Source organism: Janthinobacterium sp. P210006 (genome assembly GCF_036231885.1).
GTDB lineage: Bacteria > Pseudomonadota > Gammaproteobacteria > Burkholderiales > Burkholderiaceae_D > Janthinobacterium > Janthinobacterium violaceinigrum.
The window spans coordinates 465,004-482,822 of the sequence record NZ_JAZARD010000003.1 but is presented as its reverse complement, the minus strand read 5'-3'; the positions used below and the strand labels follow the sequence as shown (position 1 = coordinate 482,822).

Here is a 17,819-nt window from a genome sequence, read left to right as displayed (position 1 = left end):
GTTCCGTGGTATTTCACTGCCTAGACTGGCAGGGATGCCACCCACGAAGTCCGCCATTTGCCACCTGCTGCGCCGCATGCTCCTGGGTTTTCTGCTCGGCCTGCCCTGCATGCCCTTGAACGCCCAGCTTGCCCACGCGCCACTGCCGCTCGATGCACGCCTGAACGAGCAGGTCATCATGGTGCCGGCCGGCGACGGCTTGCGCGACGTGCTGGAAACCACTGTGTTTCGTCCCGCCGGCCCCGGCCCGTTTCCCCTGCTGCTGATGAATCATGGCAAGCAGGCAGGACCGGCGAGACTGCAGGCGCGCGAGCGCTTTATCTACATGGCCACCGAATTCGTGCGCCGCGGCTATGCGGTGATGCTGCCCATGCGCGCCGGGTATGCCCGTTCCACGGGCGCTTACCGCGATTTCGGCTGCGACATGCTGGGCAACGCCCAGGGCCAGGCGCGCGACGTGCTTGCCGCGCTCGCGTATGCGCGGCGCCAGCGCTGGGTCGACCCGGAGCGCATCGTCGTCGCGGGCCAGTCGTATGGCGGCATGGCGGCGCTGGCGCTCGCGACCCGGGTGCTGCCCGGCGTGCGCGGCGTGCTCAATTTCGCCGGCGGACTGCGCATCGACATGCCCGGCTGCGACTGGCAAGGGGCGCTGGCCAAGACTTTCGCCACCCTGGGCGCCTACAACCACATTCCCAGCCTGTGGCTGTATGGCGCCAACGACTCGTATTTTTCGCCGGCGCTGGCGCGGCGGCTGTTCAATTCCTTTACCGGTTCCGGCGGCCGGGCGCAACTGCTGGCGTATGGCCCGTTCAAGCGCGACGCCCACCTGACCCTGGGCAGCCGCGACGGCGTGGCCGTGTGGCTGCCCGCCACGGAACGCTTCCTGCAGCAGATCGGCATGCCGGTGCGGCAGGTCTACCGCGTGGCCGATGCGCCGCCGCCGCCCGCCACGCATTTCGCACCGCAGGACGATATCGCCGCCGTGCCCTACCTGGAAGAGCAGGGGCGCGCCGCCTACCGCGTCTTCCTGGAAAAAACGGCGCCGCGCGCCTTTGCCCTGTCGGCCAGCGGCGCCTGGGGCTGGGCCGAGGAGGGTGAAAGCCCCGACGTGCGCGCGCTGGCCTCGTGCCAGCAGCGCAGCAGCCTGCCGTGCCAGCTGTATTCGGTCGATGAAAGCGTCGTTTGGCCCGTCGCCGGTGCCAGCGCGAGGGCGGCCGGCGGCGCCCAATAGGCGGCCGCGCACGATAGTTGTCGCCGAAACGGGGGGCGGGCGAATATACTAGGGGAAAAGGGAGGCGTTGCGCTTCCCGTCCGCCCTTATCATCCAGCGAGAATTCACCCTTATGGCGTCATCCCCAGAAAACCTCAGCATGGCCGTGTTTTGCGACTTCGAGAACGTCGCGCTCGGCGTGCGAGATGCAAATTACGAAAAATTCGATATCAAGCCCATCCTGGAACGCTTGCTGCTCAAGGGCAGCATCGTTGTCAAGAAGGCATATTGCGACTGGGACCGTTATAAGAGTTTCAAGGGCACCATGCATGAGGCGAACTTCGAGCTGATCGAAATTCCCCACGTGCGCCAGTCGGGCAAGAATTCGGCCGACATCCGCCTGGTGGTCGATGCGCTGGACCTGTGCTACACCAAGGCCCACGTCAACACCTTCGTCATCATCAGCGGCGATTCCGATTTTTCGCCGCTCGTGTCGAAACTGCGCGAAAACGCCAAGCAGGTGATCGGCGTGGGCGTCAAGCAGTCGACGTCGGACCTGCTGGTGGCGAACTGCGATGAATTCATTTTCTACGACGACCTGGTGCGCGAAAGCCGCCGCACGGCCGCCAAGCGCGACGCGCGCGACACGCCGGCAGCCAAGCGCTCGCCCGACGAAGAAGTGCGCCGCAAGGAAAAATACGAGTCGCGCAAGACGGAAGCGATCGAGATGGCCGTCGAAACCTTCGACGCGCTGGTGTCCGAGCGTGGCGACAGCGGCAAGATCTGGGCCTCGATGCTGAAAGAGGCGATCAAGCGCCGCAAGCCCGATTTCAGCGAGTCCTACTACGGTTTCCGCACCTTCGGCAACCTGCTGGAAGAAGCGCAGACGCGCGGCTTGCTGGAATTTGGCCGCGATGAGAAATCGGGCGCCTATGTCTACCGCAGCAGCGGCCTGGTGGCCGTGCCTGCCGCCGCGAGCGGGGACGCCGCCAGCGAGGCTATCGCCAGCGGCGAAGCCGGCGCGGCAGTGGAAGAGGGCAACCAGCGCGAAGGCGGCAGCCGCCGCGATTCGCGCCGCAATGGCCGTGGCGGCCGCAAGCAGAACGAGCATCGCCGCGGCGAAGCGCCACAGGTTTTCGTGCCCGTAGCCGACGCGGAAACGGTCGTCGTCGAGCAGTATGCGCCGGCGCCGCAGCCGGAAGTGCTGCATGAAGTGGCCGAGGCGGCAGCCGAGGTCGTGGCCGAAGAAGGCAACGCCAAGCGCGGTTCGCGCCGCAACGGCCGTGGCGGCCGCAAGAATGGCGACGGTGCCCGCGAAGCGCGCGCCGAAGCCGTCGAGGCAGCGCCGGTGGCGGAAGCCGTGCCTGTGCCAGTACCTGAGCCTGAGCCCGAGCCGGCAGCGGAAGCGGTTGTGGAGGTAGTTGAGGCGGCCGCCGAAGCGAAACCGAAAGCCAAGCCGCGCACGCCGGCCCGCAAGGCGGCAGCGGCGAAAAAGCCGGCCAAGAAGGCGGCGGAAGCTGTGGTTGAAGCGGCACCTGTCGTCGAAGCGGCACCGGTGGAAGTGGCTGTCGTGGCCGAAGACAAGCCGGCCAAGGCGCCGCGCAAGACGCCGGCGCGCCGTCCCGCGCGCAAGAAGGCGGAAGTTGATTGATTGACGCCCCAAAGCAAGAACTGGGGTCAGACGGGGACGCCGAGTCCCGTCCGGTCTGACCCCGGAACTTTGCTGCGTATCAATACGTTCGGTGCATGCGCACCACCACCATTCCCCCAAGCGTGTACGATGAGCCTGTTTTTAACGGGGCGGGCGGTCAAGCATGTACCACGGTGAACGGTTCAACAGCATTTCCCATACGGTGGGCGCCGCGCTGGCGGCCATCGGCGGCGTCATCCTGATCGTCGCGGCGGCCCGCACGGGCGACCCCTGGAAAATCGTCAGCTGCAGCGTGTATGCGGCCATGCTGCTGACCCTGTACCTCACGTCCACCCTCTACCACAGCGTGCGCGGCAAGGCCAAGGCCGTGCTGCAGCGGCTCGACCATTGCGCCATCTACCTGCTCATCGCGGGCACCTACACGCCCTTCATGCTGGTAACCCTGCGGGGACCGTGGGGCTGGTCGCTGTTCGGCGTCGTCTGGGGCCTGGCCTTGCTCGGCATCGTGCAGGAATACGTGTACGCGAAAGGCGCGCGCATCCTGTCGCTGGTGATTTACGTGGCCATGGGCTGGCTGATCGTCATCGGCATCAAGCCGCTGCTGGCGGCGCTCGAGTGGAATGGCTTTTTGTGGCTGGTGGCAGGCGGGCTGTGCTACACGGGCGGCATCGCTTTCTACGCCACCGACCACAAGCTGCGCCATGGCCACGGCATCTGGCACCTGTTCGTGCTGGCCGGCAGTAGCTGCCATTTTATCGCCATTTTGTTCTACGTTGCCTGACGTTGCCTACCGCCATCACTGTTGCCGCCATTCCATTATAATGGCGCGATATGTGAAATGTGGGCAACAATGAGCAAGGCAAGCATGGATATCAATTCGGACGACCTGAAAATCTTCGTCACCGTCATCGACAGCGGCACCCTGAGCGCAGCCGCCGTACACCTGGGACAAACCACCTCCGGCGTCAGCCGCGCCCTGTCGCGCCTGGAAGACAAGCTGGCCACCTCGCTGCTGACGCGCACCACGCGGCGCATGGAGCTGACGGAAGAGGGGCAGCTGTTCCTGGACAAGGCGCGCGCCATCCTCGCCTCGATGGAAGACGTGGAAGAGTCGATCCGCATCCGCCGCCAGAAGCCGGCCGGGCGCCTGTCCGTCGATGCCGCCTCGCCCTTCATGCTCCATTGCGTGGTGCCCCACGTGGCGGAATTTCGCGCCATGTACCCGGACATCCGCCTGGAGCTGACCAGCAACGACCAGATCGCCGACCTGCTCGAACACCGCACCGATATCGCCATCCGCATCGGCGCGCTGGTCGACTCGACCCTGCATGCGCGTCCGCTCAGTGCCAGCCCCCTGCACGTGCTGGCCACGCCCGCCTACCTGGCGCGCCACGGCACGCCAGATACGCCGGAAGCGCTGTCCGGCCATGCACTGCTGGGCTTTGCGCAATATGAACTGGGCAATAGCTGGCCGCTGCGCCACGCCGCCGGCAACAGCCTGCAGATCGTGCCCGCGCTGGCCGCATCCAGCGGCGAAACCCTGCGCCAGCTGGCCCTGCACGACCAGGGCATCGTCTGCCTGTCCGACTTCATGACGAGGGACGATATCGCGGCCGGCCGCCTGGTGAAGGTGCTGCAGCCGTTTTACACGGGCTACCGGCAGCAGATCCACGCCGTGTACTACCGCAATACGCAGCTGGCGCAGCGCATCAGCTGCTTCCTCGAATTCCTGCAACAGAAACTGTAAGGCCCGGACATGCGCGCACATGGCATGCAATGCCCCACCTGCGACGAATATGGCGACCTGGTGCACGCCACGGTCCGCAAGACGGGCCAGCAGGTGATCGTCTGCACGGAATGCGATTTCGTGTGGCCGCATCCGGAGCAGGACATTGATCCGGCGCATGCCACGGATGTGGCTACCCTGCTGGCGCAATCCGGCCTGGACGACGACTGGGACGAGCTCGAACTCGGGGCAAGGGTGCCGCCGTCGTCTACGGCATGACGTGCGTTTCTTCCGCCCGCAGCAGGGCTTCTACTTCATGGGCGGGCAGCGGCCGGCTGAAATAAAAGCCCTGCGCCTCGTCGCAGCCGTGGCGGCGCAGGTAGTCGAGCTGCTCGGCCGTTTCCACGCCTTCGGCCACCACGCGCAGTTTCAAATTGTGCGCCAGCGCGATGATGGAGACGACGATGGCCGCATCGTCCGCGTCGCGCGCCACGTCGCCCACGAAACTGCGGTCGATCTTCAGCACGTCGATGGGGAAGGTGCGCAGATAGGCGAAGCTGGAATAGCCGGTGCCGAAGTCGTCGATCGACAGCTGCACCCCCAGCGCCTTCATGTCGTGCAGCTGGCTGACAGCCAGCGCCACGTCGTGCATGAACAGGCTTTCCGTCAGTTCCAGCTCCAGGCAGGCGGGCGCCAGTCCCGTTTCCTGCAGCACGTCGGCGATCGAGGCGACCAGGTTCGGCTCGTTGAACTGGCGCGCCGACAGGTTCACGGCCAGGCGCAGCTGGCCCAGGCCGGCCGCATGCCAGGCCTGCATCTGCGCGCACGCCTGGCGCATGACCCAGGCGCCGATCGGCACGATCAGGCCCGTATCCTCGGCCAGCGCGATGAAGCGCTGCGGCGCCACCATGCCCAGGTCCGGGTGCTGCCAGCGCAGCAGCGCTTCCACGCCCACGATGCGCCCGCTGGCCAGGTCCAGCTGCGGCTGGTAATGCAGCACGAACTGTTCGCGCTCGAGCGCGTTGCGCAGCGCCGTCTCGATGCGCAGGCGCTCCAGGGTGGCCTGGTTCATGGCCGTCGTGTAGAACTTGATGTTGTTGCGGCCCTGTTTCTTGGCGCAGTACATGGCGATGTCGGCCTGCTCGATCAAGTTCTGTGTCTCGCCATTCAAGGTCACGTCGCCGGGCGCGTCGTAGCGCGACGTGTCGTAGACGGCCACGCCGATGCTGCAGGTGACGAAAAATTCCTTGCCATCCAATAGCACCGGCTGCGCCACGGCATCCATCACGCGCTGCACGATGGCGCCGCTGAGCACTTCGTCCGCCTGCTCGCACAAAATGGCGACGAATTCATCGCCGGACAGGCGCGCCACCGTATCGCTTTCGCGCAGGCTGGACTGCAGGCGCGTGGCGATGGTTTTCAGCAGCAGGTCGCCCGCCTTGTGTCCCAGGCTGTCGTTGACGAACTTGAAGCGGTCGAGGTCGATCAACAGCACCCACAGCGCGCGGTTCTTGCGGCGCGACAGGGCCATCGCCTGCGCCAGGCGGTCGCGCAGCAGGGCGCGGTTGGGCAGGCCCGTCAGCACGTCGTGGTGGGCGATGTGCTGGATTTGCTGCTCGGCCAGCTTGCGCTCCGTGATTTCGGAGCCCGTGCCCCGGTAGCCGCGAAATTCGCCCAGCTCGTTGAACAGCGGTTCGCCATTGATGCTGAACCAGCGCAGCTGGCCATCGCGGTCCTTCATCGCGTATTCGAGGTTGGAAAAGGGCAGGTGGGCTTCCAGGTTGGCGATATGCTGCTTGCCCCAGCGCGAATTGCGCATTTCCGGGTTGTTGTCCCAGCGCGTCATGCCGATGAAGCGTTCCAGCGGCATGTTCGACTTGTCCGTGAAGCCGCTGGTGATGTGGGTGAAGCAGTAATTGGCATCCTGTTCCCAGTACCAGTCCGAGGACAGGGCCAGCAGGCGGCGGAAGCGCTTTTCGCTTTCCTGCAAGGCGCGCTCCGTGCGCTGGCGCGCCCGCACGTCGGCGCTGAGCAGTTCATTGCTGCGCTTGAGGTCGGCCGTGCGCTGCTCCACCAGCAATTGCACGCGGCGCGAGCGCTGCGTCAGTGTCTGCACGAAGGCGGCCGTCAGCACGCTGAACAGCAAACCCGTGATCAGGGTGAACAGGGAGCCCAGGTGGTCGGCCAGGAAGGGGCGCGGATGGGCCACCACGCGCACATGCCAGGGCCGGCCGGCGGAAGTGAAGGCCCGGTCATAATGGCTGTGGTAGGCAAATTGCAGCCAGCGGGGCAGCGATTCCCAGGCGCCGCCCGGTTCGTCGGCAGGCGCCTGGCCATGCTGGAAGATCCGCTGGCGCGGGTCGGCGCCCGCATCGGCGTAGACGCTGAGTTCGAGCTGCGGGTCGCCCAGCAGGTCGGCGCCGGCGAGGATTTTCTGCACCAGTTCCCCCGCGCGGATGATGGCGGCCGTATCGCCGATCAGCGCCGCGCGCCGCTGCTGCACCGTTTGCAGGGGCAGGCCGTGGCGGTACACGGGGCGCAGGATGACGAAGCCCTGCTGCGGCCCCTGCGCCAGGGCCAGCAGGCCGGTGGCGGTGGTCTGGCCGCTGACGATGGCCTGTTCCAGCGCATTCGCCAGCAAGCCGTTCGGGCTGACGTTCAGGCCGAAGGCGGGGCGGTTGCCCTGCAAGGGGACGAGGTAGTCCACCACCAGGTAGCTGGCGCGCGTCGTCGCGGGCACGACGACGCCATCGCGCATTTCCGTCATCGCGTAATCGGGCACGATGCGGCGCAGCTCCGTCTCGAACGCCGCGCGCTGCGCATGCGGCACGATGCGGTGGAAATTGAAGGCCTGGATGAATGGGTGGCGCTGCAGCAGCGGCGTGGTGAAGTCGTGGAACTGCTCGCGCGTAACGGGCACGACGGCGCTAAACAGCTGGTTCGTCGTGGTCAGCACCTCGACCGCGTCGTCGAGTCCCTGCTCGATGGCGGCGACCCTGGCGCCGGCGCGCTGCTGCAGGCTCAGGCTCATCTTGTCGTATTCGAGCTGGCTGATGGCGGCGAACAGCATGGCGGTGATGCTGACGCCGCAGGCAAAGGTCAGCGCGGCCGCGGCAGAAATCGACAATGGCAGGCGGCCACGCAGCATGGTTTTTCCTATCTCACTTCATGGACACTTGGGTTCGGCGGCGCCTGCCGGCCCCACGCAGGCCGTAGTTTGTCATAAACCACATCCATCATGCTGATTTTGCACCAAAGTACTGCTAATAAGCAACAATATCGATGGCGGGGAAGGGGGCGTTCAGCCGCCGTCCGCGCCGGACTGCCGGCGCAAGCGCCACAATTGCCATGCCGGCAGCAGGCGGTTCAGGAACGCCAGGCCGCACGCCTGGCGCCAGCGCACCAGGCGCACCACGCGCATGGCGCGGCCGGGGGCGTGCTGCTGCGGCTTGGCGGCAAAGAGGATGCGGTTGTTGCCGGCGATGCCATCGAAGTGGCATACGGCGCCGCGGAAGGTCAGCATCAGGCGCGCCAGCATGGCGGGGTAGTGCTCGTCATAGCTGAACAGGTTGGCGACCAGCACGCCGCCGGGCAGCAGGGTGCGCAGGCAGTCCGCATAGAAGCGCGCGCTGCCCAGTGCGGGCGGCAGCCCCGTTTCGTCGTAGCCGTCGAGCAGCAGCACGTCGGCGCAGCCCGGATGCTGGCGGATGTAGCTGACGGCGTCCGTCTCGATGATGCGCAGGCGCGCGTCGTCGGGCGGCAGCATGAACTGCTCGCGCAGGGCGATCACGTCGGCGCGCAATTCCAGCACCGTGATGCGCGCGTCGGGCAGGTGGCGGTGGCAGAATTTGAGCAGCGAGCCGCCGCCCAGGCCCACCATCAGGATGTGGCGGGGACGGGGCACGAACAGGGTGAAGCACATCATGGCGCGCGCATAGCGCAGCAGCAGGTGGTCGGGGCGCGACAGCAGCATTTCGCTCTGGATCATGCCGGGCTGGAATTCCAGGCGGCGCCGGTCGCCGCAGGTATGTACCTGCGGGGCCTGTGGGGTGGGGCTTCTGTTTTCCGGCATGGGACGACTTCGCTGAGTGGACTGGGGACGATGTTTTGTTGCATTCAGAGAAATCTGATAAGCTCCCGTGAGCATACCCGATTAATCCGCACAGAGCGTCCGCATGGAGCGGCGGCGGGCTCGCCTGTCGCCGTTCGGCGCACAGCGCGGAGCGCGGCGCCAGGCAGCGTACGGCGCGCAGCGGCAAGGCCGCGCAGTCGGGCACCATGGAGACAAGCATGTTTTTGGATCACCCCATCATTACGGCGACGAACAGTTTTACGGAGCCTGACCGCATCGAGCGGCTGACGCGCGTATATGGCTACGCGGCGGCGCTGGCCGACCAGGCCGCCAATTTCGGTTTCATTGAAAAAGTAGCGCAGATCCACGACCACAAGGGCACCCTCATCGTTTTCTGGCATGAGGCGCCCAGCGAAGTGGAGAAGCAGTATTTCGTGCAGGCGTGGGCCAGCAAGGTCGGCGACGGCAGCACCAATGTCGAACACGAAATCTGACCTGGCGTGCCGCGCTGGCGCGGCAATGGCGTAACCCATGGATATCAAGACCCTGGTACTGGCGCTGGCGCTCGGCAACCTGAGCCTGTGCGCGGCCCTGTTCTTCTTCGAGTACGAGCGCAAGAAGTCGCTCAGCCTGTCCACCTGGGCGGTGGCCAAGCAATGCCAGGCCGTGGCCTGGTGCCTGCTGTATTTCCGCGGCGTGCTGCCCGATGTGCTGTCCATCTTGCTGGGCAACAGCCTGCTGTTTGCCGGCATGGCGCTCGACGCGGGCGCGCTGTGGCAGGCGGCGGGGCGCAGCAACTGGCGCCGCTATGCATTGCCGGCGCTGGGCGTGTCGGTGGCGCTGTTTGCCGCCTGCTACCTGTTCGACGTGGCGCCGCTGCTGCGCAGCGCCGGCGGTTCGCTGATCGTGGCCGGATTTTTCCTCGCCGGCGTGGCCGCCCTGTGCCTGAAGTGGCGCGAGGCCAGCATGCTGCGCCGCTTCCTCGTCGTCAGCATGGGCATCCTGTCGCTGCTGATCGCCGCGCGCGGCGTGCTGGCCGCCACCATCCCCGATTTCGATGCGGAACTGATGCAGCTGGCCGGCTTCGGCGCCCTGTACCTGATGATGCTGACGAACGCCTTCGGCTATCTGCTGCTGTCGCGCGAAAAACTGGGCGGCGAACTGGCGCGCCTGGAAGTGCTCGACGGGGCCACGGGCGTGCCGAACCGGCGCGGCTTTTACCAGGCGCTGGCGCCGTGGATGGCGCTGGCGCGCCGGCCCGGCTTGCCGACGGCGCTGGTGGTGCTCAATATCGACCATTTCAAGCGCGTCAACGACAGCTATGGCCATCCGGTGGGCGACGCGGTGCTGAAAGCCATCGTCGACACGTGCCGCCAGCAGCTGCGCGACAGCGACCTGATGGGCCGCCTGGGCGGCGCCGAATTCGCCATTCAGCTGCCGCGCACGACCCTGGCCGATGCGCTGATGGTGGCCGAGCGCATCCGCGCCGCCGTCGAAGCGCTGCCCGTCAAGACGGAGCGCGCCGTGCTGCAGCTGACGGCCAGCCTGGGCGTGACCACCATTCGCGCCGAAGACAGCACCGTCAGCCTGTTCAAGCGGGCCGACGAGGCGCTGCAGGCAGCCAAGCAGGCGGGCCGCAACCGGGTGGTCGAGGCGCAGGGCGCCAGCCCCCTCGATATGTAAATCCGTTTAGTCTTACTTCTTGCGCGAACCCAGCCAGCTGGGTTCCTTGCCGCATTCCTTGCTCAAAAATAAGGCGTCGAGGCCGGGATCGCAGCGATGATCGGGCGCTTTCATGGGCTCCACGCTCAGCCATTCACTGCGGGGCAGGATCTTTTCTTCGCGCGGCGCCACGGGCGGCGCCGGTGGCAGGCTGTCTTGCCACCTGGCCGCGGCCGAGGGCGCCGGCGTGGTGGCCCAGTTCGCATCAACCTGCGCTTCGCGCGCCGCTGACGTGCCTGCGTCCGCGTCCTCGCGTGGCGCCTGCGTGGCGGCCTGTGCGGCGGCGCACAGCAGGCTGCTGGCGAAAACGACGGTGCGCATGGCGGTGCTGTTTATTGAAATCATGGTCTGTCCCTGGTCGGTGCCGGAAAGGCGTGCCCTCCAGTATGGCGCCATCGGCAGGCAAAAAGACAAGGAAATTGCAACGGCATGTTACCAAAGGGACTATAGTTAATGGTAGCAAGCAGGTGCACAGCAGCAAGGAGACGGCGGCGCGGGGCGCCCGTGGCCAAACGTGTGCTTTCCCTAACTTTCATTTAAGCTAAGCAAGTTATGCTATGGGGTGCACGTCATGCTCCCCTTTGCCGTCCGCACCGCAGTTCCCCTTTTTTACTCTTGCCAGGCCCATAATGAAAATTCTTAAATCCCTGCCTGTATGGCCGCTTGCCGCCCCGCTTGCCGGCTGGCTGTTCCTGTTCGGTTCCACGTTCAATGTCGGCGGCGCCTACCAGATATTGCTGGTCGCCGGCCTGATCGGCAGCGTGCTGGCCGCCGTGTACCACGCGGAAGTGGTGGCGCACCGCATCGGCGAACCGTATGGCACGCTGGTGCTGGCGCTGGCCGTGACCCTGATCGAGGTGGCGCTGATCGTCTCGCTGATGCTGGCCGGCGGGCCGGAAACGACGGGCCTGGCGCGCGACACCGTGTTTGCCGCCATCATGATCATTTTGAACGGTATCGTCGGCATCTGCCTGCTGCTGGGTGCCGGCCGCCACAAGGAGCAGACCTTCGGCTTGCTGGGGGTGAGCGCTTCGCTGGCCACCCTGGCGGCCATCGCCATCCTGACGCTGGTGCTGCCGAACTACACGTCGAGCGCCGCGGGCCCGTATTACAACTCGAGCCAGCTCATTTTCATCGCCGTCATCTCGCTGGTCCTGTACGGCACCTTCGTGCTGGTGCAGACGGTGCGCCACCGCGATTACTTCCTGCCCAAGGAAGCCGTCGGTGACGAGGAAGTGCATGCGGCGCCGCCATCGGCCAGCGTTGCCTGGATCAGCGCCGGCGCCTTGCTCGTGTGCCTGGGCGCCGTGGTGTTGCTGGCCAAGTCGCTGGCGCCCGCGCTGGAGACGGCGATTGCCGCCATGGGCGCGCCGAAAACCCTGGTCGGCATCGTCATCGCCGCCATCGTGCTGCTGCCCGAAGGCCTGGCCGCCGTGCGCGCCGCGCGCGCCAACCGTTTGCAAACGAGCTTGAACCTGGCGCTGGGCTCCGCGCTGGCCAGCATCGGCCTGACGATTCCCGCCGTGGTGGTGGTGTCGCTGGCCACGGGCCTGACGATTACGCTGGGACTCGACATCAAGTCGACGGTGCTGCTGTTGCTGTCGCTGATGGTGGCCACCCTGTCGCTGGGCACGGGCCGCACCACGGTCATGCAGGGCACGGTGCACCTGGTGATTTTCGCTGTCTACCTGTTCACGACTATCGTGCCCTAAGCGCCACGGCTGGCCGCCGTTTTGTCACAATCCTGTCACGCCGCTGTCATACGATGAGGGTAGTGTGGTAGGATTTTTAAATCGTTTAAATGATTTATATAGTTTAGCAACTGAGTTTGCCAACTTTTTTCGCGGTTGGTATAGCAATGACAAGACAAGAGGCCAGTATGTATGCAGCGGTGGACCTGGGGTCCAACAGTTTTCGTTTACACGTCGGCAAGCATGATGGCGACACCATACGCGTGGTCAAGAGCGTGCGCGATCCGATACGCCTGGCCGCCGGCCTGGACGCCAATGGCGACCTGACCGAGGCGGCCATGCAGGGGGCGCTGGCCTGCCTGCAGCGTTTTCGCGCCATCCTGGCCGGTTTCGAGCTCGAAGCCGTGCGCGTGGTGGCCACGTCGGCCATGCGCGTGGCGCGCAACGGCGCCGTCTTCCTGCCGCTGGCCGAACAGGCCATCGGCTACCCGATCGAAATCATCTCGGGCGAGGAAGAGGGGCGATTGATCTACATGGGCGTGGCCAATGCGCTGGCCATCCCGGGCGAACGCCGGCTGGTGATGGATATCGGCGGCGGCTCGACCGAGCTGATACTGGGGCGCGGCAACGACATCGAGCGCGTCGAGTCCTTCAGCCTGGGCACCGTCAAGCAAAGCCTGTCGTTTTTCATCGGCGGGCGCATCGACGCGCCGTCGTTCGAGGCCGCCATCCTGTCGGCGCGCAGCCATTTCGAGGATGCCGCGCCGCCTTACCTTCCGCAGCACTGGAAGACGGCCTACGGCTCTTCCGGCACCATCCGCACGATCGCCGACATCATCGCCCGCAACAAGCTGGGCGATGGCTTGCTGACGGGTGCCAGCCTCGATGCGCTGGCGCGCCGCTTCATCGAACTGGGCCACACCAGCCGCATCGACATGCCCGGCTTGCGCCCCGACCGCGCCAGCACCATCGTCGGCGGCCTGGCCATCTTGATCGGCCTGTTCCGCGAACTGGCCATTCCCGCCATGACGCCGATCGAGGCGGGCCTGCGCATGGGCGTGATGTGGGATTTGTACCTGCGCTCGACCAAGCGCGACCGCCGCGAGCAGTCGGTGCAGGGCTGCATGGACAAATTCCATATCGACCAGCAGCGCGCCGGGCGCGTGGCGCAGCAGGCGCTGGCCATGTACGCGCAGCTCAAGCCCACGTCCGACGCCCTGGTGAAATGCCTGCGCTGGAGCAGCCTGCTGCACGAAGTGGGACTGGCCGTCTCGCAGACGGGCTACCACAAGCATGCATCGTACATCGTGGAAAACGCGGACTTGCCCGGTTTTACCACGCGCGAACAGAAGACCATGAGCCGTCTGATCCTGGCGCAGAAGGGCAACTTGCGCAAGATCGGCGAAGTGCTGTCCGATCCCGATTTCGCCAAGGCCGTGCTGGCGCTGCGCCTGTCGATTCTGCTCATGCATGCGCGCATCGAGGCCGATTTCAGCGAGCTGCGCCTGCGCATGAAGAGCCGCATCGAGCTCGACATCAAGCGCGGCTGGGTGGCGCACCATCCCACCGTATCGTTCTGGATCGAGAAGGAGCAGGAATTCTGGGATGAGGTCGGAGTTGATTTCACCATCCGTGCCAGCGCCTAGTGGGTCATGCCGTGCGCATGACTTGATATGCAGCAAGCAAGGTTTCAAAAAACAGTATATATTGTTTATATTATTTGTTAGATTGGAGAATCCATGACTAAACCCGTCCCAGCAAAAAAAGCCGACAGCGCGCCCGTATCGATGTTCCCCACCAGCGCTTCGATCAACGCGGCAGCGGCCAAGGCCGCACCCGTGGCAAAAGCTGCCGCGAAGCCTGCGGCCAAGCCGGTAGCCAAGGCAGCCGCCAAGCCCGCGGCAAAAGCCGCCGTCAAGCCGGTGGCCGCGAAACCGGCCGTTGCGAAGCCGGCAGCGGCGAAACCTGCCGCCGCCAAGGCCGTCGTGGCCAAGCCTGTGGCCAAACCGGCCGCCAAGCCAGTCGCCAAGGCGCAGGTGAAAGCCGTTGCCAAGCCAGCGGCCAAGGTTGCAGCAAAACCTGTCGCCAAGGCCGCCGCCAAGCCGGCAGCGAAAGCCGCTGTCAAACCGGTCGCCAAGCCGGCCGCCAAAGCGGCGGCCAAGCCTGCGCCAGCGAAAAAGGCGCCCGTCGCCAAGGTAGCCGTCGTCAAGGAAAAAGCCCGCAAGCCGAAACTGGTGCGCGACAGCTTCACCATGCCGGAAGCGGAATACGAGGTGCTGGGCCAGGTCAAGAAAGCCTGCCTGAAGGCCGGTTTCGAGATCAAGAAAAGCGAATTGCTGCGCATCGGCGTGGCGCTGATCAGCCAGATCGACCTGGCGACCCTGCAAAACGTGCTGGCTGGCCTGCCGCAGCTGAAAACGGGCCGTCCGAAGAAGGATTGATGGCGATGGCAGGGCAGTCCCGCGCGGACTGCCGCCTGCCTGTCCATTCTGGTTTACCATGGGGCCTGTGATAGTTCCCCCATGGTTGCCATGTCAGAAGAAACCCCTGTTGAACGCGCCGGCTTTGTCGAGCGCGCCATCGTCCGCCACCGCGCGGGCGAGTCCCTTGCCGCCATCGACCACGTCGCCGAGGAAATCCCCGTGGCGCTGGTCTTCAACGGCATTTCCCACGTTGTCATGATGGCCACCCCGCGCGACCTGGAAGCGTTCGCCTATGGCTTCGCGCTGACGGAAGGCGTGGTCGCATCCGCCGCCGCCATCTTCGACTGCGAAGTGGTCCTGCGTCCCGACTCCGCGGAAGTGGCGCTGACCATCGCCCAGGAAGATTTCGTGCGCCTGAAGGACCGGCGCCGCGCGCTGACGGGGCGCAGCGGCTGCGGCGTGTGCGGCATCGACAGCATCGACATGCTCGACCTGCGGCCGGAAGCGCTGCCGCCGGCCCTGATCCAGGTCGACCTGCCCACCGCGCTGGCGCGTGCATCCGCCGGCTTGCGCGCGCACCAGGCGCTGATGCAGGAAACGGGCGGGGTGCACGCTGCCGCCTGGTGCACGCCCGACGGCGCTATCGTGCAGGTGTTCGAGGATATCGGCCGGCATAACGGCCTCGATAAACTGATCGGCCATCTCGCGCTGCACGCTATCGACATGCGCCTCGGCTTCGTCTTCCTGTCCAGCCGCGGCAGCTACGAGCTGGCGCGCAAGGCGGCGCGCATGCGCATCCCGCTGCTGGCGACCATTTCAGCCCCCAGTTCGCTGGCCATTTCCATCGCCACGCAGGCGGGCATGAAGCTGGTGGGTTTTTGCCGCCAGGATGCCTGGGTCGACTACACGCCCGATATCGGCATCTGAACCTTCGCTGCCTGCAGCAGCACGGGGACGGACTTCGACGTCGGCGTGCCGGCGCCGTCGGCCGTGCTGGCCAGCGGCACCAGCGCATTCGTCTCCGGGTAATACGCGCCCAGGCAGCCGCGCGGGATGTCGTAGGCCACCAGTCTGAAACCGTCGGCGCGGCGCGCAACGCCATCGTCCCAGGCGCCGATCAGGTCCACCAGATCGCCATCGGCAAAGCCCAGCATGGCGATATCGTCCCGATTGGCGAAGACCACCCTGCGCGTGCCGTACACGCCCCGGTAGCGGTCATCCATGCCGTAGATGGTGGTGTTGTACTGGTCGTGCGAGCGCGTGCTCATCAAGACCATCAGGCGTTCGCCATGGCGCGCGCGGGCGCGGTGCAGCGGCGTATCGAGGTCCAGCGGGGCGACGAGGAAGCTGGCCTTGCCGCTGGCCGTCTTCCACACGCGTTCGCGCGAGGCCACCGTCAGGTGAAAGCCGCCCGGAACGGCCACCCTGGCGTTGTAGTCGCGGAAATCGTCGAACACCTTTTCGATGTCGTCGCGGATGCGCGCATAGTCGGCCGCATATGCGCGCCAGTCCACCAGGGCGCTGCCCACCGCCGCTTCGGCCATGCCGGCCACGATGGCCACTTCCGAGCGCAGCTGCGGCGACGCTGGCGCATTGCGGCCGTACGAGATATGCACCATGCTCATCGAGTCTTCCACCGTCACGCCCTGCGGCACGCCGTCCTGCAGGTCGATTTCCGTGCGCCCCAAGGTGGGCAGCAGCAAGGCTTCCTTGCCGATGACCAGGTGGCTGCGATTGAGCTTGGTGGCCACCTGCACCGTCAGCGCGCACTGGCGCAGCGCGGCAAAGGTCAGCGGCGTGTCGGGCGTGGCGGCGGCGAAGTTGCCGCCCAGGGCGATGAACACCTTGACGTCGCCGCGCTGCATGGCTTCGATGGTGGCCACCACGTCGTGGCCATGCTTGCGCGGCGGCTCGAAGCCGTAGACCTGGCCCAGGCGGTCGAGGAAGGCGCCGGTGGGCTTTTCCTCGATGCCCACCGTGCGGTCGCCCTGCACGTTGGAGTGGCCGCGCACGGGGCACAGTCCCGCGCCGGGCTTGCCGATCTGGCCGCGCAACATCATCAGGTTCGACAGCATGCGGATAGCCGCCACGCTGTGCTTGTGCTGCGTCAGTCCCATGCCCCAGGTGGCGATGATGCGCTGCCCCTTGACGAAGATGTCCGTCAATGCCTCGACCTGTTCGCGCGCCACGCCCGATTCCCGCAGCAGCAGCTCCCAGCTTTCCATGCGCAGGTCGTCGCGGAAGGCTTCGAAGCCGCTGCAGTGTTCGAGGATGAAGGCGTGGTCGATGACGGCGGGCGCGCCGGCCGCCTGCGCCGCATCGTCATGTTCGACGACGCGCTTAGCGACCGCCTTGATCAGGGCGAAGTCGCCACCCAAAGTGGGCTGGACGAACAGGCCGGCCAGGCGCGTGCTGCCCAGGGTCGCCATTTCCAGCGCGCTTTGCGGGTCCATGAAGCGCTGCAAGCCCCGCTCGCGCAGGGGATTGATGGAAACGATGCTGCCGCCGCGGCGCGCGCACTCGCGCAGCTCGCCCAGCATGCGCGGGTGGTTGGTGGCGGGATTCTGGCCGAAGATGAGGATGGTGTCGGCCAGTTCGAAGTCGCCCAGGGTCACGGTGCCCTTGCCGATGCCCACGGTGGCGGGCAGGCCGCGGCTTGTCGCCTCGTGGCACATGTTCGAGCAGTCGGGGAAGTTGTTGGTGCCGTACAGGCGCGCCATCAGCTGGTACAAAAAGGCCGCCTCGTTGCTGGCGCGTCCCGACGTGTAGAACGCGGCCTGGTCCGGGTCGGGCAGGGCGCGCAGGTGGCGGCCCACGAGGGCGTAGGCGTCTTCCCAGGCGATCGGCACGTAGCGGTCGCTGGCCGCGTCGTAGACCATCGGTTCCGTCAGGCGGCCGTGCTGTTCGAGCGCGTAGTCCGACTGTTCCAGCAGCTGCGCGACGGTATGGCTGGAAAACAGTGCGGGGCCGGCGCGGCGGCTGGTCGCTTCCGCGGCGACGGCCTTGGCGCCGTTTTCGCAAAAGGCAAACGTGGAGGCGTGGTTGCGGTCTGGCCAGGCGCAGCCGGGGCAATCGAAGCCGTCCGGCTGGTTTTGCGACAGCAGCGCTTTCAGGTTGCCGGGCGCGACCCGCTCCTGGCGCAGGCTGATGGCCACGTGTTTTAGCGCGTCCCAGCCGGCGGCGGGCCTCGTATAGGGCGTGATGTGCGGTGCGTCCTGGTCTTTCATGCTGTCTTCCTGCTGGGCGAGTGTGGTAATTATGCACGATCCCCGCATCACATTGTCTTGCGTCATGGAAATGACATTCGGCTGTCATTTTCCTGAC

At 65.9% G+C, this 17,819-nt stretch carries 15 protein-coding genes; 11 read left to right on the top strand and 4 right to left on the bottom strand.

Annotated elements, in window-relative coordinates:
- Window positions 1-34: 34 nt before the first annotated feature.
- From VPH41_RS16150 to VPH41_RS16130, 5 genes are all read left to right on the top strand, one after another.
- The gene (locus tag VPH41_RS16150; RefSeq protein ID WP_328570774.1) at window positions 35-1,231 is read left to right on the top strand and encodes an alpha/beta hydrolase family protein; all 1,197 of its coding nucleotides are present in this window, start codon (window positions 35-37) and stop codon (window positions 1,229-1,231) included.
- 112 nt (window positions 1,232-1,343) lie between these two features.
- Window positions 1,344-2,861 carry an NYN domain-containing protein gene (locus VPH41_RS16145; protein WP_328570773.1) on the top strand — a complete coding sequence of 506 codons (1,518 nt, stop codon included), beginning with the start codon at window positions 1,344-1,346 and terminating at the stop codon, window positions 2,859-2,861.
- A 163-nt stretch (window positions 2,862-3,024) separates the two neighbouring features.
- The gene (gene trhA, locus VPH41_RS16140; protein WP_152282767.1) at window positions 3,025-3,642 is read left to right on the top strand and encodes a PAQR family membrane homeostasis protein TrhA; all 618 of its coding nucleotides are present in this window, start codon (window positions 3,025-3,027) and stop codon (window positions 3,640-3,642) included.
- 84 nt (window positions 3,643-3,726) lie between these two features.
- Window positions 3,727-4,608, top strand: coding sequence for a LysR family transcriptional regulator (locus tag VPH41_RS16135; protein WP_328570772.1), 882 nt, complete (start codon window positions 3,727-3,729; stop codon window positions 4,606-4,608).
- A 9-nt stretch (window positions 4,609-4,617) separates the two neighbouring features.
- Window positions 4,618-4,866, top strand: a complete 249-nt coding sequence (locus VPH41_RS16130) for a hypothetical protein (protein ID WP_328570771.1) — start codon at window positions 4,618-4,620, stop codon at window positions 4,864-4,866.
- On the opposite strand, the gene VPH41_RS16125 is transcribed toward VPH41_RS16130, so the two are convergent.
- Both VPH41_RS16125 and VPH41_RS16120 read right to left on the bottom strand, forming a co-directional pair.
- Window positions 4,856-7,735, bottom strand: a complete 2,880-nt coding sequence (locus tag VPH41_RS16125) for a bifunctional diguanylate cyclase/phosphodiesterase (protein ID WP_328570770.1) — start codon at window positions 7,733-7,735, stop codon at window positions 4,856-4,858. The two genes, VPH41_RS16130 and VPH41_RS16125, sit on opposite strands and share 11 nt — an antisense overlap.
- Before the next feature lie 153 nt (window positions 7,736-7,888).
- Entirely contained in the window at window positions 7,889-8,659 is a 771-nt protein-coding gene (locus tag VPH41_RS16120; RefSeq protein WP_328570769.1) for a transferase spermidine synthase, read from the bottom strand.
- 218 nt (window positions 8,660-8,877) lie between these two features.
- On the opposite strand from VPH41_RS16120, the gene VPH41_RS16115 reads away from it, so the two are divergent.
- Both VPH41_RS16115 and VPH41_RS16110 read left to right on the top strand, forming a co-directional pair.
- Window positions 8,878-9,153, top strand: a complete 276-nt coding sequence (locus VPH41_RS16115; protein WP_152255990.1) for a hypothetical protein — start codon at window positions 8,878-8,880, stop codon at window positions 9,151-9,153.
- A gap of 37 nt (window positions 9,154-9,190) precedes the next feature.
- Entirely contained in the window at window positions 9,191-10,342 is a 1,152-nt protein-coding gene (locus VPH41_RS16110) for a GGDEF domain-containing protein (RefSeq protein ID WP_328570768.1), read from the top strand.
- Between the two features lie 12 nt (window positions 10,343-10,354).
- Here VPH41_RS16110 and VPH41_RS16105 read toward each other — a convergent pair whose 3' ends face one another.
- The gene (locus tag VPH41_RS16105; protein ID WP_328570767.1) at window positions 10,355-10,726 is read right to left on the bottom strand and encodes a hypothetical protein; all 372 of its coding nucleotides are present in this window, start codon (window positions 10,724-10,726) and stop codon (window positions 10,355-10,357) included.
- Between the two features lie 284 nt (window positions 10,727-11,010).
- Here VPH41_RS16105 and VPH41_RS16100 point away from each other — a divergent pair, with 284 nt between their 5' ends.
- The 4 genes from VPH41_RS16100 (at window position 11,011) to fdhD (ending at window position 15,422) form a co-directional block, all read left to right on the top strand.
- On the top strand, window positions 11,011-12,093 hold the full coding sequence (locus tag VPH41_RS16100) for a calcium:proton antiporter (RefSeq protein WP_287772497.1): 1,083 nt from the start codon (window positions 11,011-11,013) through the stop codon (window positions 12,091-12,093).
- A 167-nt stretch (window positions 12,094-12,260) separates the two neighbouring features.
- Window positions 12,261-13,718 carry a Ppx/GppA phosphatase family protein gene (locus tag VPH41_RS16095; RefSeq protein ID WP_152282775.1) on the top strand — a complete coding sequence of 486 codons (1,458 nt, stop codon included), beginning with the start codon at window positions 12,261-12,263 and terminating at the stop codon, window positions 13,716-13,718.
- Window positions 13,719-13,811: 93 nt separating this feature from the next.
- Window positions 13,812-14,513 carry a hypothetical protein gene (locus VPH41_RS16090; RefSeq protein ID WP_328570766.1) on the top strand — a complete coding sequence of 234 codons (702 nt, stop codon included), beginning with the start codon at window positions 13,812-13,814 and terminating at the stop codon, window positions 14,511-14,513.
- A gap of 90 nt (window positions 14,514-14,603) precedes the next feature.
- Window positions 14,604-15,422, top strand: coding sequence for a formate dehydrogenase accessory sulfurtransferase FdhD (gene fdhD, locus VPH41_RS16085; RefSeq protein ID WP_328570765.1), 819 nt, complete (start codon window positions 14,604-14,606; stop codon window positions 15,420-15,422).
- Here the strand turns inward: fdhD and VPH41_RS16080 are convergent.
- Complete coding sequence (locus VPH41_RS16080) at window positions 15,398-17,722, bottom strand: FdhF/YdeP family oxidoreductase (RefSeq protein WP_328570764.1); 2,325 nt, start codon at window positions 17,720-17,722, stop codon at window positions 15,398-15,400. The genes fdhD and VPH41_RS16080 overlap by 25 nt on opposite strands.
- Window positions 17,723-17,819 lie beyond the last annotated feature (97 nt).

Bases quoted from the DNA above. Each gene is read 5' to 3' on its own strand.
- VPH41_RS16150 (WP_328570774.1), top strand. From the start codon at position 35: ATGCCACCCACGAAGTCCGCCATTTGCCACCTGCTGCGCCGCATGCTC.
- VPH41_RS16145 (WP_328570773.1), top strand. From the start codon at position 1,344: ATGGCGTCATCCCCAGAAAACCTCAGCATGGCCGTGTTTTGCGACTTC.
- trhA (WP_152282767.1), top strand. From the start codon at position 3,025: ATGTACCACGGTGAACGGTTCAACAGCATTTCCCATACGGTGGGCGCC.
- VPH41_RS16135 (WP_328570772.1), top strand. From the start codon at position 3,727: ATGGATATCAATTCGGACGACCTGAAAATCTTCGTCACCGTCATCGAC.
- VPH41_RS16130 (WP_328570771.1), top strand. From the start codon at position 4,618: ATGCGCGCACATGGCATGCAATGCCCCACCTGCGACGAATATGGCGAC.
- VPH41_RS16125 (WP_328570770.1), bottom strand. From the start codon at position 7,735: ATGCTGCGTGGCCGCCTGCCATTGTCGATTTCTGCCGCGGCCGCGCTG.
- VPH41_RS16120 (WP_328570769.1), bottom strand. From the start codon at position 8,659: ATGCCGGAAAACAGAAGCCCCACCCCACAGGCCCCGCAGGTACATACC.
- VPH41_RS16115 (WP_152255990.1), top strand. From the start codon at position 8,878: ATGTTTTTGGATCACCCCATCATTACGGCGACGAACAGTTTTACGGAG.
- VPH41_RS16110 (WP_328570768.1), top strand. From the start codon at position 9,191: ATGGATATCAAGACCCTGGTACTGGCGCTGGCGCTCGGCAACCTGAGC.
- VPH41_RS16105 (WP_328570767.1), bottom strand. From the start codon at position 10,726: ATGATTTCAATAAACAGCACCGCCATGCGCACCGTCGTTTTCGCCAGC.
- VPH41_RS16100 (WP_287772497.1), top strand. From the start codon at position 11,011: ATGAAAATTCTTAAATCCCTGCCTGTATGGCCGCTTGCCGCCCCGCTT.
- VPH41_RS16095 (WP_152282775.1), top strand. From the start codon at position 12,261: ATGTATGCAGCGGTGGACCTGGGGTCCAACAGTTTTCGTTTACACGTC.
- VPH41_RS16090 (WP_328570766.1), top strand. From the start codon at position 13,812: ATGACTAAACCCGTCCCAGCAAAAAAAGCCGACAGCGCGCCCGTATCG.
- fdhD (WP_328570765.1), top strand. From the start codon at position 14,604: ATGTCAGAAGAAACCCCTGTTGAACGCGCCGGCTTTGTCGAGCGCGCC.
- VPH41_RS16080 (WP_328570764.1), bottom strand. From the start codon at position 17,722: ATGAAAGACCAGGACGCACCGCACATCACGCCCTATACGAGGCCCGCC.